Here is a 14,757-nt window from a genome sequence, read left to right as displayed (position 1 = left end):
GGATCCAGCTGACCGGAGTCAGCCGAGCAGCGGCGGCAGGATCTCCGGGCCGGCCTCGGCGGGCCGCTCGATCTGGCCCGGGTGCACGCGGACGGCCAGGACGGCGACGTCGTCCTCCACGCCCTCCCCCAGCATCTCGGCGAGCAGCCGGTCGCACAGCTCGGTGAGCGTCAACCCGTCCGAGGACTCCAGCAGCGCACGCACCTGGGCCCGGCCGTCGTCGAGGGGTAGCCCGCGACGCTCGAAGAGCCCGTCGGTGAAGAGCACCAGGGTGCTGCCGTCGGGCAGCGCGGTCGCGCCACCCGCCCGGGCCTCGAGCCAGCCGATGCCCAGCGGGGGCCCGACGATCGCGCTGAGGTCCTGGACCCGGCCGTCGGGCAGCAGCAGCATCGGGTCGGGGTGGCCGGCGGTGGCCCAGTGCAGCCGGCGGGTCCCGGCGGCCCGCTCCGCCTCGTCCTGCTCGATCCGGCACACCAGCGCGGTGGCCATGGCCGGCACGGCGAGGCCGACGAGGGCGTGGTCGACCCGGCCGAGCACGCCGGCCGGGTCCTCCTGGCGGTCGAAGGCGATCGCCCGGACCAGGGTCTTGATCTGGCCCATCGCCGCAGCGGCTTCGATGTCGTGGCCCATCACGTCGCCGATCACCAGCACCGTGTCGCCGTCGGGCTGGAGGAAGCTGTCGTACCAGTCCCCGCCGATCGAGATCCCCTGGGTGGCCGGCCGGTAGCGGACCGCCAGCTCCAGGTTGTCCGGCTGGACGGGTGGCGAGAGCAGACTCATCTGCAGCCGCTCAGCCACCTGGGCGTGCAGCGAGACCAGGCGGGCGTTGTCCAGCGCGAGGGCCGCGCGGCGGGAGGCGATCTCCGCCGTGCGGAGCTCGGTGGCGGTGTGCGGTCCCCGCTCGGCCCCGTTGACCAGGGTGAGCGCGCCGAAGACCTCACCGCGGGCGACCAGCGGGAAGGTGGCGACCGCCGACGGCGCGAGCGGAGCGAGCGCCTCCCGGCTCTCGGCGTCGTTGATCATCGTCTGCAGGTGGTGGTCCGTGAGCTGCTCGATGACCACCGGCGCGGCGCTGCGCAGCGCGGTAAGCACCGGCGCGCTCGCGTCGTTCGAGGCGACGCGGGCATCGGCGTAGCGGTGCATGTCCTCGACCATCGCCGGATCGCGGTGCGCCCGCCCGACGTCGCGGCGCCGGCCGTCCAGACCGACCACGCTGACCAGGCACCAGTCGGCCAGCAGGGGGACGACGCGGGCGGCGAACCGGCTCGCCGCCTCGTCGGAGTCCAGCGTGGAGGTCATCGCCTGGCTGATGTCGCCGAGCACCATCAGGTGCCGGCCGGCCTCCTCGGCCCGCCGCCCCGCATCGGCCGCCTCGGCGGCGGCCTCCTCGCGGGCGGCGACGGCGGCCACGCGCTCGTCGTCGGCACGGCGGCGCTCGGTGACGTCGTCGTAGCTGACCACCAGGCCTGCGTCGGTCAGGAAGGCATCGGCCCGGAACCACTTCTCCAGCGGCCCGAACCAGGCCTCGGTGCTGGCCGCGCGCCCGGTCTGCCGCACCGAGCGGTACAGCAGCTCGAAAGGGCCGCCGACCGCCTCGGGGAACTCGACCCAGACGTCGTGCCCCAGGAGGTCACCGACCGAACGGTCCAGGACCCTCGCGCCGGCCGGATTCACGTACGCGAACTTCCAGTCCTCGTCGAGGACGAACAGCGGGCGCTCCATGCCCTCGACTGCCTGGAGCAGCAGGTCACCACGCAGCACTGCCGTGTCGTCCCGCCCCATGCCTCGCCCGCTCCAGCCTGCTCGGCCGCGCGATGGCAGCAGAAGAGGCTCAGCGTGACCGGTCGTGCACCGGAAAGCAACGTGGCGGATCCGGAACTCCCCACCCGCGGGTGGAGTGACCCTCACCACATCTGAACGCACAGCACCCGGGCCCGGGGGTTGACACGGTCCCGGACGGGGCACCACTGAACCGTCGACGACCCGAGCCGAGGGGGAGGCATGGTGCGACTCGCGTGGCCGCTGCGCCCGTTACCCGACGGCCGGGGCGAGATGTGGCGCTGGCGACTCAACGCGGTGTCGGAGCTCCCACGAGCGAGGGCCGCCCTGCGCGCCCAGCTCAGCCGCCTCGGCCATCCGCCCGAGGGCGACGACCCGTCGAGCGAGGAGCTGATCCTCGCTTTCGACGAGCTCGCCTCCAACGCCCTCCGCCACGGTGAGCACCCGGTGGTCGCGACGGTGGTCGCCGGCAGCGGTGGCTGGCTGCTGGACGTGAGCGACCGGGCCCCGGAAACGATGCCCGCCCCGACCGTCGACCGCGACCCCGCGAAGGGCGGCATGGGCCTGCAGCTCGTCGCCCGGCTCTCGGTCGCGCACGGCTGGTACGTCGACGACGAGTGCAAGCACGTCTGGGCCTGCCTGCCCACGGAGTGCGCCGCGACGGCCTGAGGCCGATGACGCAGCGAGACCCCTGTCGCGCTCGGGCGACAGGGGTCTCGCTGGTCAGTTCCACGTGCAACATGCGGCGCTCGGGCCGCATGCGTCACGGCACCACGAGGCTGAGAGCTCCCTTGCCGTAGGTCGGCACCTCGATCGCGAGGTCCACCCGGTTGAAGGCGGAGAGCATGCCGGCCAGGTCGCCGGGCACGTCCTCGCCGGGGGCGTAGAGCTTGTGCAGCTTGGAGTGCGGGGCACCCGGGGTGTTGAACAGCGCGGAGAGCACGTTCACCACCTCGTACAGCGCCTCGACCTGCATGCCGGAGAGCTCGCCGTCCTCCTCGACCGCGTCCTGGGCACCACCGGGGGGCAGCAGGGCCAGGGCGGAGCCGGTGTAGGCCGACGCCGCCAGGTCCATCAGGCACAGCGCGTTGACGTTCATCTGCGGGTCCACGTAGACGGCCACGGAGACCGGACGGTCGGGCGCCGGGGTGACGGGCGCGCCGGGGCTGACCCCGACCGGCTTGCCGACCAGGCCGCTCAGCATGTCGCGGACCTCCTTGGCGCCGGGGACCAGGACGCCGGTGGGGGCGGTCATGCGATCACCCCGTCCAGGTGCTCCTTGAAGGTGTCCTCGGTGAAGGGCTTGGCGATGAGGAACAGCGCGCCGGCGTTGGCGGCCTTCTCCCGCATCTCCGCGGAGCCCTCCGAGGTGACGAACCCGAACGGCACGCTCGAACCCTGGGCGCGCAGCGCCTCCAGGCACTCGATGCCGGTCATGTTCGGCATGTTCCAGTCGGACAGGATCAGGTCGGGGCTCTCGGAGCCGACCTTGGCCAGCGCCTCGGCGCCGTCCTCGGCCTCGACGATGTCGTGGTCGTCGTACCCCGCCTGACGCAGGGTGCGGATGACGATCTGCCGCATCACGCGGCTGTCGTCGGCGATCAGGATCTTCACAGGAGCACCTCGTTCTCGGTCGGTGGGCTGGGTCGGTGGATCAGTGCGTGACGGGCAGGGGCGGCAGAGCGCCCTGCACGGAGATGGTGAGCGGCTCGCCGCGCCAGAGGACCTCGACGCGGCACACGTCGGCGGGGTTGCGCACCAGCGGGGAGTGACCGACCTGCGGCAGGCTCAGCCCCGAAGGTCCCGGGAGTGCGGCCTTGATGCTGCCGCCGACGACGTTGGCGATCTCGCCGAAGGCGTCCTCGACGTCCTCGTCGTCGAGCACCTCGGGAGCGGACTCCCGCAGGAGCGCCCGGGAGAGGGCCTCGGCGGTGGCCCGGCCGGTCGTCAGGACGACGCTGCCGGTCCACGGACCGACGACGTCGACCCAGCTGGACAGCACGTCGCCGGGCATCTCACCCGGGATCGGCACGAGGACCTCGTCCTCGCCGACCAGGGAGATCCAGGCGTCGCCGGCCACGGCGAGAATGGTGTCCTCGTCCATCAGGTCGGTGATGACCGGACGCGAGTCGCTGCCGCGGCGGCGCTGGCCGGTGTCGGTGGTGCTCACAGGGCGACCTCCTGCGGGAGCAGGCCGAGCAGGGCGAGCTTGTCGCGGAACGCGTCGGCGGTGAACGGCTTGATCATGTACTCGTGGGCGCCGGCGGCCAGCGCGCGGACGATCTGGGTGTGCTCGCTCTCCGAGGTCACCATCATCATCGTCATCCGGCGCCAGGCCGGGTTGGAGCGGACGGCGGAGACGAACTGCAGCCCGTCCATCACCGGCATGTTCCAGTCGATCGTGGCGAGGTCGGGGACCCAGCCCTCGTCGAGGACGTCGAGCGCCTCCCGACCGTGACCGGCATCCCGCACCTCGTACCCGAGGTTGGTGAGAATGCCGGTGACGATCCGGCGCATGGCGCGCGAATCGTCGATCACCAAGGCACGCATGTCAGGCCCCCTTCAGTGGGCGGTAGGCGGAGCTGCGGCCGATGACGACCCGCTCCCATGAGTCGTCGACACCGAGGGTGGTCTCGGCGGCGCCGAGGAAGAGCCACCCGTCAGGCCGCATCAGGTCCCGCACACGGCGGAGGATCGTCTGCTTCGTGGGCAGGTCGAAGTAGATGAGCACGTTGCGCAGGTAGACCACGTCGAACGGACCCATCCGGGGCAGCGGCGCGGCGAGGTTGCACTCGCTGGCGGTGACCATGCGCCGCAGGGTCGGGGAGACCTCCCACTCGGTGCCGGCCCGCTGGAAGTGGCGGACGAGCATCGGGGCGGGCAGGCCGCGGTTGACCTCCAGCTGGCTGAACTTCCCGGCCTTGGTGCGCTGCACCATCTCCCGGGAGAGATCGGTCGCGGTGATCGAGACGCGGGATGCCGCGTTCGGCAGCGCGTCGTCGAGGAGCATCGCGATCGTGTACGGCTCCTGGCCGCTGGAGCTGGCCGCCGACCAGATCTGCAGGCGCTCGTTCGGCCCGCGGGCCGCCAGCAGCGCCGGCACCACCGTGGAGGTCAGCGCGGTGAACGGGTCACCGTCGCGGAACCACGAGGTCTCGTTGGTGGTGAGAGCCTCGACGATCCGCCGGGTGTTCTCGGCGTCGGGGCGCACGCGCACCGTCTCCACCAGCTTGCTGACGTCGGCCAGCCCCATCTGCCGGGCGATCGGCAGGAGGCGGGCCTCCACCAGGTACTCCTTGCCCGGCTGGAGAACGATGGCGCTCTCCTTGCGGACGAGTTCACGGACCCAGTCGAAACTGGTCGCGGTCAGGCTCATCGACGACCTCCCACGGCCATGGTTGTTGCAGAGTTGAGGACTGCGGCACCGGAGAGGTGGCGCTGGATCGCCTCGGCGATCCGGTCGAGCGGCAGGACCTCGTCGGCGTAGCCGGCCTGCTGGACGGCGCCGGGCATGCCCCAGACGACGGAGGTCGACTGGTCCTGCACGACGACGGTGCCGCCGGCGTTGCGGATCTCGCCGCAGCCGTTGCGCCCGTCGGAGCCCATGCCCGTCAGGACGACCCCGAGGACGGCGCCGTCGTAGGCCGCCACGGCGGAGCGGAACAGCGGGTCGACCGCCGGCCGGCAGAAGTTCTCCGGCGGGTTCTGGTTGAGCGACGTGCTGAGCGCCGCGCGGGCGTTGGCGCGCACCACGAGGTGGTGGTCGCCCGGGGCGAGGTGCACGGTGCCCGGCATCAGCGGGGTCCCGTCGACGGCCTCGACCACGCGCAGCGCGCTCAGCCGGTCGAGGCGCTGGGCGAACTGCCGGGTGAAGACCGGCGGCATGTGCTGGACCAGCAGGATCGGCACCGGCAGGTTCGCCGGCAGGGCCGGGATGACGCGGGCGAGGGCCTCGGGGCCACCCGTCGAGGAGCCGATCACCAGGACGGCCGGCTTCTTGCCCGGCCCTGTCCGCGGTGCGGCCGGCTTGGGCGGCGGGGGCGGCGGTGCAGCCCCCCGCTGGTACCCGACCGGGCGACCGAGGAGCGCCTTGATCTTGGGGATGAGCTGCTGGCGGACGCTCTCCATCGACTGGGCGACGCTGCCGACGTTGGCCGGCTTCGTGACGTAGTCGTTGGCGCCGGCGGACAACGCGTCCAGGGTGGCGGTCGCACCGCGCTCGGTCAGCGTGCTGAACATGATGATGGGCACGCGGGAGCGCAGGCCGCGGATGGCGCGCACCGCCTCGATGCCGTTCATCTCCGGCATCTCGATGTCCATCGTGATCAGGTCGGGCTTGAGCAGCTCGAGCTTGCTCACGGCGGCCTTGCCGTTGACGGCGGTGCCCACGACCTCGATACCAGGGTCCTCGGAGAGCACGTCGGTGACGATCTTGCGGACGACGACGGAGTCGTCGACCACCATCACCTTGATCGGATTCACACGTCCTCCTGGGCCTGCCCCCGGCGACCGGCGGGCTCGTTCTGTGTATCGGCATCTGCACGCCCGGCTTGAGCGCTGCGACGCCCGGGGTCGCCGCTCTCCGACGCCACGCGGGCAGGGGGAACGGGGACCGGAGGACGAGGACGTCGCGCGCTCTGAGCGCTTCAGCCTGCACGTCGCGACGATGCGGGGGCGGGCTGCTGCTGTCGGAGAGATTCTCGGCGTCCGGGAGCCGGATTTCAGCCGACACGCAGAATGTCTGGCGCAATCTTTTCGGCGTCAATAAATGTCGACTTCTGCCTATTCGGTGACCGACTTCGGCATGATCGACAAATTGCCGCGGAAATGACGACGGCCCCCGGGGAAATCCCCGGGGGCCGTCGAAGAAGCGGAGGTCAGGCGGGCGGCGCCGTCCGCGTACGGGGTGCGAGCAGCACCGTCGCGGACTCCTCACCGAGCAGGTCGGCGAGCACGATCGCCTGCACGCAGCCGGCGACGGCGTTCCAGACGCCCGCCGCCCCGTCGCGCAGGTCGAACCCGCCGTCGAGGAACGCCTGGACGGCCAGCAGCTGAGCGGCGGCGAGCGCCCGGGTACGACCGGAGACGTGCGCCGCCCAGGAGGCCTCGTGCATGGCGGTCGCCCACGGGCGGTGCGCGGCGCGCCCCTCGTCGACGGCGACCCGCCAGCGGGTGCGTCCGGCGTCGTCCAGATCGCGGACCGAGGCCAGGAAGGACGTGAGCTCGGGCTCGGCGGGGCCGAGCCCCCAGCCGGCGGTGCCGACCAGCGGGCCGGCGTCCTGGGCGCGGTCGAAGGCCGCGGTCAGGTCGCGGCGCACCAGGGGCGGCAGCACGCCGGCGGCCCAGAAGCCGACGGCGGCGTCGGCCAGCACCTCGGTGGCCTCGTCCCACAGGTCGACGTCGAGCTCGGCGCGCAGCGCGTGCTCGGAGCCCAGGACGTCCTCGCGCAGGAGGCGCTCCAGGGTGGGCGCGTCGCCGATCGTGCCCTGCTCCAGCTGGGCGACGAGCAGCGCGGTGCGGTCTCCCGCGGCCGCGCCGGCGTCGGCGGCCGAGCGCATGTGCGGCACCCCGGCCGCCATCTCCCGGGCCCGGCGGCCCCGGATGACGCGTACGCCGCGGTGCTCGCGGTCCAGCCCGCGGGCGGGGTGCACGGCGGCCAGCCGCGAGACGGCGTCCTCGTCGGCGCCGAGGCCGGTGAGCAGGACCTCCGCCACCGCGCGGCCGGCGGGCAGGCGGACGAGGTCGAATCCCAGCGTGGCGGCACTCACCAGCGAATAGGGCATGGCTAGCGCCTCCAGCGTCTCGGGACCGAACGGTCGTCCCATGCTGGTGCCCCGGTGCCGGAAAAGCCACGCGGCCGTCACCCCTTCGCAGGAGAGCGAGGGAGTGACGGCCGCGTGTCCGGGTGAGCTGTGTTATCGGCCCATCACAGAAGGTGATGGAACGGTCGGCCCCGTGCAGGGTCCCGCCGCGAGCGTGCGAGCGGCGGGGGGCACGGGGGTCCTTCGATCAGGCGCTGACGGCCTTCTGGACGTCCAGGGCGAGCAGCAGCTGCCCGTCGAGCTTGTAGGCCCCGCGGATCAGGTCGCGGGCCTGGCCCTCGAGGGTGTCCGGCGGAGCCTCGAAGTCGTTGGCGTCCACGTCGACGACATCGGCGATGGAGTCCACCAGGAGGCTGACCGCCTCGCCGTGCAGCCGCACGACGATGACGACGGCGTCGGTGCCCTCGGGGCGCGGCGGCCGGCCGAGCCGCTCGCGCAGCTCGATCGCGGTCACCACCTGGCCGCGGAGGTTGATCAGCCCGGCGACGGCGGTCGGCGCGAGCGGGACCCGGGTCAGCTGCTGGCTGCGGAGCACCTCCTGCACGTGCTCCACCTCCACGCCGTACAGGTCGCCGTCGAGCCGGAAGGTGGCCAGCTGCCCGCTGGTGGCGGGAGCAGCGGTGGTGGTGGGGGCGGTCATGTCAGACCTCCAGCAGGGAGTCGGAGACGCCGGCCGGCGTCGTGGGGGATGAGTAGAACGCCGGGTCGGCGGCGAGGATGGCGGCGCGGACGTCGAGCAGCTCGGTCACCCTGTCGCCGAGGACGGCGGAGCCGAGCAGGCCCATGTCCTCGATGTCGCTGCGGACGGCCGCCTCGCCGTCGACGATGTCGAGGATCTCCTCGACCACGATGGCGACGCTGCGGCCGTGGTCGCTGTAGACGATGACCTCGAGGACCTCGTGGTCGGTCTCGCCGTAGGCGCCCAGGTGCCGGTCGAGACGGACGATCGGCAGGATCGCGCCGCGGTACTGCACGACCTCCCGGTTGCCGACCTTCTCCACCGAGTCGGTGCGCACCTGCTCGAGGCGGGTGACGGTGTCGAGCGGGATGGCGACGCGGCGGCCGCCACCGATGGAGGCCAGCAGCATGCGCTGGCGCTCCGTCTCGGCCGCCGTGCTCTGGCCGACCGACGCGCGGGACTCCTGGCGGTCGAGGCTCTCGGTGCGCAGCGCGCGCCGGGCGAGGGCCTGGACGTCGAGGATGAGGGCCACGGTGCCGTCGCCGAGCACCGTGGCGCCGGAGTAGAGGCCGATGGACTTCAGCTGCCCGCCGACCGCCTTGACGACGATCTCCTCGGTGTTGATGACGCGGTCGACCACCAGGCCGAAGCGCCGGCCCTCGGACCGGAGGACGGCGATGACCACGTGGCCGTCGTGCCGCTCGGAGGTGATGCCCAGGACGTCGGTGAGCCGCACCAGCGGGAGCAGTTCGCCGCGGAGGCGGTAGACCTGCGCGCCACCGACCTCCTCGACCGCGTTGACGGCCTTCTCGGCGTCCAGGCTGACCAGCTCCTGCAGGCTGATCTGCGGGATGGCGTAGCGGTCGGTGGCGCACTCGACGGTGAGCGCCGGGACGATCGCCAGCGTCAGCGGGATGCGCAGCCGGCAGACGGTGCCCTTGCCGGCGTCCGACTCGACCTCGATCGTGCCGCCGATCGACTCGATGTTGGTCTTCACGACGTCCATGCCGACACCGCGGCCGGAGACGTTGGTGACCGCGGCCGCCGTCGAGAAGCCGGGCAGGAAGATCAGCTGCAGGATGTCTGCCGGGCTCATGCGGCCGAGCGCGTCCTGGGTGAGCAGACCGCGCTGCACGGCCTTGGCACCGAGCTTGACCGGGTCGATGCCCGCGCCGTCGTCGGCGACCTCGACCACGACCTGGCCGCTCTCGTGGCGGGCGCGCAGGGTGAGCACGCCCTCGGCCGGCTTCCCGGCGGCCTTGCGCTCCTCCGGCGACTCGATGCCGTGGTCGACACCGTTGCGGACGAGGTGGGTCAACGGGTCCTTGACCGCCTCGAGGAGGGTCTTGTCGAGCTCGGTCTCCCGGCCCTCCATCTCCAGGCGGATCGACTTCTTCAGCTGCAGGCCCAGGTCCCGGACGACGCGCGGCAGCTTCGACCAGATGTGGTCGATCGGCTGCATGCGCGTCTTCATGACGCCTTCCTGCAGCTCGCTGGCGATCAGGTTCAGCCGCTGGGAGGCGCGCAGCAGGTCGGTGTCGTTGGAACGGCCGACGTACTGGACGATCTGGTTGCGGGTCAGCACCAGCTCGCCGACGAGCAGCATCAGCTCGTCGAGCAGGTCGACGTCGACGCGGATCGTGCTGTCGGCGACGGCGCGGCGGCCCGAGCCGGCTGCGGCGTCGGGGGAGGCGACCTCGCCCTCGGGGTGGTCGGCGACGGCGGGCTCGGACACCGGGTGCTCCTCGGCAACGGCCGGCAGGGCCGGCTCTACGGGTAGGTCTGCGGGCAGTTCCGCGGCCGGCGCCGCCACCGGCTCCTCGACGGGGGCGGCGGGGGCGGGGGCGGGGGCGGCCTTCGCGCGGCTGGCGCGCTTGGCGGGGGCCTTCTTGGCGGGGGCCTTCTCGGCGGCGGCGACCGGGGCGGCCACCTCGGCGACGGGGGCCGCGGCAGGAGCTTCGGCGGCGGGCGCCTCGGCGGCCGGGCCGTCGCCGTTCTCCATCGCGGCGCTGATGGCGGAGACGGCGGCGGACACGTCCACGCCGCCCTCCCCGCCGCTGGCCTCGATCGTGGTGAGCAGCGCGCGGACGACGTCGACCATCTGCAGCAGCACGCTGGTGCGGTGCGGGGTCAGCGCCAGCTCGCCGTCGCGCAGCCGGGAGAGCATGTTCTCGCCGACGTGCGTGACCTCCTCCAGCCGGTTGAAGGCCAGGAAGCCGCTGGTGCCCTTGATCGTGTGGATGGTCCGGAAGATGCTCGACAGGCGCTCGCGCGAGTTGGGCTCCTTCTCGAGAGCCACCAGGTCGGCGTCCAGCTGGTCGAGGTTCTCGTGGCTCTCGACGAGGAATTCCTCGACGATGTCGTCCAGACCGTCCACTGCTGCCTTCTCTCTGCTTCCGGGAGCGCGATCGGCTCCGGGGGTGTCATCGGCGGGCGTGCAGCGGGGTCAAGGTGAACCCGTCGGCCCGCGCCGTCTGTGCTGTTATCGGCAGCCGATCGCCCGCAACCGACCATCGGCGTTCGGCCCCGTCCCGAAGCTCGCCCCGAGCCTGCGAGGGGTGAGGAGGACGGGGTCCTTCTAGTAGGTGAAGCGGCCGACCTCGGTGCGGAGGTCCGCGGCCATGCGGGACAGCTCGTCCACCGCGGTGCGGGTCTGGGCGAGCGCCTGGGTGGTCGACTCGGCCGCCGTCGAGACGCTGCCGATGTTGTCGGCGATCTGACCGGCGCCGCCCGCGGCCTCCTGGACCGAGCGCGACATCTCGCTGGTGGTGGCGGTCTGCTCCTCCACGGCGGAGGCGATGGTGGTCTGCCGGTCGGAGATCTGGCCGACGATCGCGGAGATCTCCTCGATCGCGCCGACCGCGGCACCGGTGTCCTTCTGGATCGCCTCGACCCGGCGGGCGATGTCCTCGGTGGCCTTCGCCGTCTCCTGCGCGAGCTCCTTGACCTCGTTGGCCACGACCGCGAAGCCCTTGCCGGCCTCGCCTGCCCGGGCGGCCTCGATGGTGGCGTTCAGCGCCAGCAGGTTCGTCTGCTCCGCGATGCTCGTGATCACCTTGACGACGTTGCCGATCTCCGCCGAGGACTCCCCCAGTTTCGCCACCGTCACCGTCGTCGTCTCGGCCGCGGTCACCGCGCGCGCCGCCACCTGGCTGGCCTCCGCGGCGTTCTGGGAGATCTCCCGGATCGACAGCCCCATCTCCTCCGCACCGGCGGCGACCGTCTGCACGCTGCGCGACACCTCCTCGGCAGCACCGGCGACTACGCCGGACTGCGCCGAGGTCTCCTCCGCGGACGCCGAGATCTGACCGGACGAGGCCGAGAGCTCCTCCGAGCTCGCGGCGACCGCGTCGGCCGAGGCGACGACGGAGCTCACCAGCCGGCGGAGGCTGTCCTGCGCCGTGGTCAGCGCGGCGGCCATCTGACCCACCTCGTCGCGGGAGTGCACGCCCGCCGGGCGGGTCAGGTCGCCCTGCGCGACGGCGTCGAGCGAGGCCTGGACCCGGCGCAGCGGGCGCACGACCGAGCGGGCGGCGGCGACCGAGGCGATGACGGCGAACAGGACGGCCAGGCCGCCGACGACGCTCAGCAGGATCGTGGCCCGGCTCTGCGCGTCGCGCTGCCGCTCGGTGAGGAGCTCGACGCGCTCGCTGGCCGAGACCTCGACACGATCGGCGACGTCGAGGACGAGTCCGTACCCCTCCCCCGCCTCCCCGCCGTTGATGCTCTCCACCGCGGTGCGGAAGCCCGAGGGCGAGCCGTCGGAGATCCACGCGACCACCTGGTCGTCCATGGCGAAGTACTTGTCCCAGGCCGGCTCGAGCTCGCTCCAGGTGGCCCGCTCGTCCGCATCCATGGCCGAGGTGTCGACCTCGGCCAGCCAGTCGTACACGGCCGCCTTGCTCTCGATCATGCCGTTGCGGTTGTAGGCGTCGGGCGCGAGACCCGCCGCGGGGCCGAACGCGGCGACGTCGGCCATGACGAGGCCCTGCCAACCACTCACGTCGGCGATCTGGAACCGCGCCGTCTCGGCCTCCTGCAGCACGCCGGCGACGTCGCTCAGCTCGGTGGCGATGTCGCGCTGCTCGCCCACCGCGATCAGGCCGGCGCCGGTGCTGACCAGGACCAGGCAGCCGACGGTGCCGAAGGCCAGGCCGAGGCGGCGACCGATGCGGACGTCGCCCAGCCGGCCGAGCAGCGGGAGACCGCGGCGGGGGCCCTCGAGAGCGGGAGCGGTGCGGGCGTGCGACAAGGAAAGGCTCCTGGGAATGTGCGACGGCACCGTTCACACGGGATGCGCCGGGCGAGTGCGACCGGCTCGGTGCGCTGTGCGGTGGGGGAAAGATAGGGCGGGAAGAACCGCGCGGACTCGCGTGTCCGGCGTGTCGGGAGAGCCCGTCGAGAAGGGACGACGACCGCATTTCCCATGTCGACTGATCACCCCGTCCGAGAGGTGCGCTCAGCTCGTCAGTAGGTGAACCGGCCGACCGTGGTGCGGAGGTCGGCAGCCATCCGGGACAGCTCGTCGACGGCGACGCGGGTCTGACCCAACGCCTGGTTGGTCGCATCGGCGGCGCCGGAGACGCCGGTGATGTTGTCGGCGATCTGGGTGGTGCCGCCCGCGGCCTCCTGTACCGAGCGAGACATCTCGCTGGTGGTGGCGGTCTGCTCCTCCACGGCCGAGGCGATCGTCGTCTGCCGGTCGGAGATCTGCGCGACGATGCTCGAGATCTCCTCGATCGCGGTCACCGCGGCGGTGGTGTCGCCCTGGATGGCCAGCACCCTGCGGGCGATGTCCTCGGTCGCCTTCGCGGTCTCCTGGGCCAGCTCCTTGACCTCGTTGGCGACCACCGCGAAGCCCTTGCCCGCCTCCCCGGCGCGAGCGGCCTCGATGGTGGCGTTCAGGGCCAGCAGGTTGGTCTGCTCCGCGATCGAGGTGATGACCTTGACGACGTTGCCGATCTCCGCGGACGAGTCACCGAGCTTGGCGACGGTGGCGGTGGTGGCGGCCGCGGCGTCCACGGCGCGAGCGGCGACCTGGCTGGCCTCGGCGGCGTTGCTGGCGATCTCCCGGATCGAGGCACCCATCTCCTCCGCACCCGCGGCCACGGTCTGCACGCTGCGCGAGACCTCCTCCGCGGCACCGGCGACCACGCCGGACTGGGCGGAGGTCTCACCGGCCGAGGCTGCGATCTGCGCCGAGGAGGCCGACAGCTCCTCCGACGACGCTGCGACCGCATCCGCTGAGGCGACGACTCCGGCCATCACGTCGCGCATGCTGGCGACGGCGGAGTCCAGCGAGGCGCTCATCCGGCCCAGCTCGTCCTTGCTGGTGAGTCCCACCTGACGGGTCAGGTCGCCGGCGGCGAGGGCTTCCGTCGTGTCCTGCATGCGCCGGAGGCCACGGGCGAAGCTCGCGGCGATGAGCGTTCCGCAGGTGAGCGCGGCGAGCACACCCACGATCAGGGCGGCGAGCAGGGCGGTCCGAGTGTCGTCGTAGGAGGCCTGTGCGGCTGCTGCGTCGGCGGCGGCGGATTCGTTCTGCAGGGCGGTGAGGCCCTCCAGGTCGGCGACCATCTCCTCTGTGAGCGGGGTGATCTGCTCCTTGCGGACGACGTTGAACTGCGCCATGTTTCCCGCGGCGACGAGCTGGTCCATCTGGAGCCCGAGAGCGAAGTACTCCTCCATGTCGAGGACCACCTCGTCGACGATCGCAACCTCCTCCGCGCTGACTCCCGAGAGAGTCCTGTACCCCTCGCCGGCGGCGAGGAACTCGACACGGGCGGCCTCGCGGCCGTCGGTGTAGACCTGCTTCAGCTCCGGGGTGGACGCGTAGGAGCGGCTCGTGCTGTTGAACCGGACGTTCATCAGCGAGAAGCGCATCTCCTCCGCCAACCGGGTCCCGGCGACGTTCGTCGCGTACATCTGCTGGGTCCGGTCCGCGGACGTGGAGAGCGCCCCGAGGCCCTGGACACCGACGGCGGTGGCTGCCACAGCGGCCACGGCCACACCGGTGAGGATCTTGGTGCGAACACCGCGGTCGGCCCACCAGCGGGTCACCGATCGGCTCTCTCGGGCGCTCGACGATGCGGGCCGTTCGTGCGGGGTGCCGGACGGGATGCGGGCGGCGGCGGTCATGGTGGTGCTCCTGGAGAAATGAGGGGGCTGGTGAGCAAGGCTCGCCCCGGCGGAAGGACCGCACTGTCCGTTCCGGGGTGCCGTGGGGATCGCGGAAAACGTAGAACAATTACGAATCAGCGACGGACGAAATCAAACCGTGTCGGGAGGATTGCTCGGCAGCCGTTTCGGCGAAGTCGACATGGCGCCATTTGTTGCCTACGAATGGCGGCAAGAACAATCCCGGGGTGGGGCCCGGGGTCGGGGGCCACCCCGGGTGGGGGTGAGGGGGGTGCGGCTCAGGTGGTGGAGCGGCCCCCCCGGGTGCGCCGGTCGGGGGGCCAGCGCGCCAACGCGGCG

At 72.3% G+C, this 14,757-nt stretch carries 13 protein-coding genes; 1 reads left to right on the top strand and 12 read right to left on the bottom strand.

The annotated features are described in order from the left end of the window. Positions 1 to 18: 18 nt before the first annotated feature. Positions 19 to 1,782, bottom strand: coding sequence for a SpoIIE family protein phosphatase (locus LBW97_RS11925; protein ID WP_224499601.1), 1,764 nt, complete (start codon positions 1,780 to 1,782; stop codon positions 19 to 21). A gap of 219 nt (positions 1,783 to 2,001) precedes the next feature. On the opposite strand from LBW97_RS11925, the gene LBW97_RS11920 reads away from it, so the two are divergent. Next, positions 2,002 to 2,448, top strand: a complete 447-nt coding sequence (locus tag LBW97_RS11920; protein WP_224499600.1) for an ATP-binding protein — start codon at positions 2,002 to 2,004, stop codon at positions 2,446 to 2,448. A gap of 94 nt (positions 2,449 to 2,542) precedes the next feature. Here LBW97_RS11920 and LBW97_RS11915 read toward each other — a convergent pair whose 3' ends face one another. The 11 genes from LBW97_RS11915 to LBW97_RS11865 form a co-directional block, all read right to left on the bottom strand. Beyond that, on the bottom strand, positions 2,543 to 3,034 hold the full coding sequence (locus tag LBW97_RS11915) for a hypothetical protein (RefSeq protein ID WP_224499599.1): 492 nt from the start codon (positions 3,032 to 3,034) through the stop codon (positions 2,543 to 2,545). Next, positions 3,031 to 3,393 (bottom strand): response regulator, encoded by a 363-nt coding sequence (locus LBW97_RS11910; RefSeq protein WP_224499598.1) that lies wholly within the window; start codon positions 3,391 to 3,393, stop codon positions 3,031 to 3,033. Before LBW97_RS11910 ends, LBW97_RS11915 begins: the two co-directional genes overlap by 4 nt. Before the next feature lie 40 nt (positions 3,394 to 3,433). Next, on the bottom strand, positions 3,434 to 3,949 hold the full coding sequence (locus tag LBW97_RS11905) for a chemotaxis protein CheX (RefSeq protein WP_224499597.1): 516 nt from the start codon (positions 3,947 to 3,949) through the stop codon (positions 3,434 to 3,436). Then, complete coding sequence (locus tag LBW97_RS11900; protein ID WP_224499596.1) at positions 3,946 to 4,329, bottom strand: response regulator; 384 nt, start codon at positions 4,327 to 4,329, stop codon at positions 3,946 to 3,948. The genes LBW97_RS11905 and LBW97_RS11900 overlap by 4 nt, the downstream gene beginning before the upstream one ends. A 1-nt stretch (position 4,330) precedes the next feature. Then, positions 4,331 to 5,155 (bottom strand): protein-glutamate O-methyltransferase CheR, encoded by an 825-nt coding sequence (locus tag LBW97_RS11895; RefSeq protein ID WP_224499595.1) that lies wholly within the window; start codon positions 5,153 to 5,155, stop codon positions 4,331 to 4,333. Continuing rightward, on the bottom strand, positions 5,152 to 6,261 hold the full coding sequence (locus LBW97_RS11890) for a chemotaxis response regulator protein-glutamate methylesterase (RefSeq protein ID WP_224499594.1): 1,110 nt from the start codon (positions 6,259 to 6,261) through the stop codon (positions 5,152 to 5,154). Before LBW97_RS11890 ends, LBW97_RS11895 begins: the two co-directional genes overlap by 4 nt. A 395-nt stretch (positions 6,262 to 6,656) precedes the next feature. Then, the gene (locus LBW97_RS11885) at positions 6,657 to 7,562 is read right to left on the bottom strand and encodes a hypothetical protein (protein WP_224499593.1); all 906 of its coding nucleotides are present in this window, start codon (positions 7,560 to 7,562) and stop codon (positions 6,657 to 6,659) included. 226 nt (positions 7,563 to 7,788) lie between these two features. Beyond that, positions 7,789 to 8,241, bottom strand: a complete 453-nt coding sequence (locus LBW97_RS11880) for a chemotaxis protein CheW (protein ID WP_224499592.1) — start codon at positions 8,239 to 8,241, stop codon at positions 7,789 to 7,791. Between the two features lies 1 nt (position 8,242). Next, complete coding sequence (locus tag LBW97_RS11875) at positions 8,243 to 10,657, bottom strand: chemotaxis protein CheA (RefSeq protein ID WP_224499591.1); 2,415 nt, start codon at positions 10,655 to 10,657, stop codon at positions 8,243 to 8,245. 201 nt (positions 10,658 to 10,858) lie between these two features. Then, on the bottom strand, positions 10,859 to 12,532 hold the full coding sequence (locus LBW97_RS11870; protein WP_224499590.1) for a methyl-accepting chemotaxis protein: 1,674 nt from the start codon (positions 12,530 to 12,532) through the stop codon (positions 10,859 to 10,861). Between the two features lie 215 nt (positions 12,533 to 12,747). Beyond that, the gene (locus LBW97_RS11865; RefSeq protein ID WP_224499589.1) at positions 12,748 to 14,418 is read right to left on the bottom strand and encodes a methyl-accepting chemotaxis protein; all 1,671 of its coding nucleotides are present in this window, start codon (positions 14,416 to 14,418) and stop codon (positions 12,748 to 12,750) included. Positions 14,419 to 14,757: the final 339 nt, after the last annotated feature.

Origin of the sequence: Blastococcus sp. LR1, from assembly GCF_020166105.1 — a bacterium.
Classification (GTDB): domain Bacteria; phylum Actinomycetota; class Actinomycetes; order Mycobacteriales; family Geodermatophilaceae; genus Blastococcus.
The sequence above is the reverse complement of the archived record's forward strand: the minus strand, read 5'-3'. Positions and strand labels throughout refer to the sequence as shown.